Origin of the sequence: Microcoleus sp. B6-A1, assembly GCF_036705085.1 — a bacterium.
In the GTDB taxonomy this organism is placed as follows: domain Bacteria; phylum Cyanobacteriota; class Cyanobacteriia; order Cyanobacteriales; family Microcoleaceae; genus Microcoleus.
This window is the reverse complement of sequence record NZ_JAUBTU010000186.1, coordinates 1-1677: the sequence shown is the minus strand read 5'-3', so window position 1 is coordinate 1677 and position 1677 is coordinate 1. Positions and strand designations below refer to the sequence as shown.

Genomic DNA, 1677 nt, shown 5'->3' with positions numbered 1-1677 from the left:
ATTCGTCGCGCTGTCCCAAAATTCCAGCGACTAGAAGCACAAGAAATCCCCTTTTTTTTACTTGGTTGAATTTGGAGTATCCGCTCAATAAATAGGGGTAACAGCAAAAAAGAAGGTTCACAAATACGAAGAGCATGGTAGAATATAAAGCATGACGCAAAAAACATCTGCTGACCAATTAGTAGAGACCTTACTGCAAAGCATTGAGCCATCTGAGATTGCTGACGAATCATTGCGTCGTACAGTGTCCATATTGCTGAACATAATGCGAGCAATTACAAGCAGAAACCAGAGAATTCAGGTCAGAAAATCAAAGATTAAAAGACGAAAACAATCGCCGGAAAGGAGAACAAGGCAAACCAGAGGTCAAAGCTAATGGAGCGAAAAAGTTAAAAGAGAACTACTCATCCGAAAAAGAGCGAAAAGCACCAAAAAAGCACATTAAAAGTAGTAAAAATGCTCTGGTCAAAATTGACCGAGAAAAAATCCTGGAGTATCCTGAAGCAGAACTACCATTCGATTCAGAATTTAAGGGTTATGAAGAGGTAATAGTTCAAGACATTTTACTGAAAACAGATAACGTGTTATTTCGGAAAGAGAAGTATTACTCACCTTCAGAAAAGAAAACATACTTAGCATCGTTACCATCCGGATATGATGGGGAGTTTGGCCCGGGAATAAAAGCGTTAGTTATGAGCCTGTATTACGGGGGAAACATGACGATGCGGGAAGCTATTAGATTTTTTAAGCAATATGGGGATTTCAATGTCAGCCGGTTATTTATCAAATTTGCTGGTGAAAAATTCATCAAATTTTGAATCTGAATTTAACGAAGTGTATGTATCCGGATTAGCAAGTAGCCCTTGGCAACACTTAGACCAAACAAGTGCGCGTGTTAAAGGAGTAACTCACACTACAAATATAATTTGCAACCCATTATATACAGTTTATTCTACAACTTTAAGAAAAGACCGATTAAGCGTACTTGGAGTATTACAGAACAACCGAGAACTTGAGTTTATTCTATCTCCACTTACTTACCAGCTATTAGATAAGTTCAATGTACCCCAGAAGTGGAGCCATCAAATTAAAGGATTGCCTCAAGAAATTCCGTTGAAGGGTGATGAGTTTAACTCCTTGCTGAATCAAAATCTGGGTTCTGTAGGCTCTCAACATCGTACCAGGATTTTAGAGGCAGCAGCGATTGCTTTTTATGCTCAGCAATCCCAGATTCCGGTAATAAAAACTCTGGTGACTGATGATGCACCCCAGTTTAAATTACTCACAGATGATTTATCTTTATGTTGGGTGCATGAAGCAAGACATTATAAAAAGTTAAGTCCATTTGTTACTTGTCATCAAAAAAAGTTAGACAAGTTTCTTGATGATTTTTGGGATTACTACCGAGAATTATTAGCTTACAAAAACTCTCCATCTGGGTTAGAGAAGCTCAGACTCAAATCAAATTTTTTGGAAATTTTTGGCAGTCTAACTGGTTATGAACAATTAGATGAACGAAAAAAATTAACTTTGAGTAAAATATCTCAGTTGCTTTTAGTTTTGGAGCATCCGGAATTACCTTTACATAATAACCCGGCCGAATTAGCTGCTAGAACAATCGTGCAGCGACGAAATATTAGTTATGCAACCCAAACTTGTGAAGGAACTAAGGCGATG

General features: G+C 37.8%; 1 protein-coding gene and 1 pseudogene. One reads left to right on the top strand and one right to left on the bottom strand.

The window, feature by feature from the left end:
- The coding region (locus tag QUB11_RS31065; RefSeq protein ID WP_333257847.1) for a hypothetical protein at positions 1-233 on the bottom strand (233 nt) is incomplete at its 3' end.
- A 532-nt stretch (positions 234-765) separates the two neighbouring features.
- On the opposite strand from QUB11_RS31065, the pseudogene QUB11_RS31060 reads away from it, so the two are divergent.
- Positions 766-1677: pseudogene (locus QUB11_RS31060) on the top strand (hypothetical protein); the annotation flags it as partial.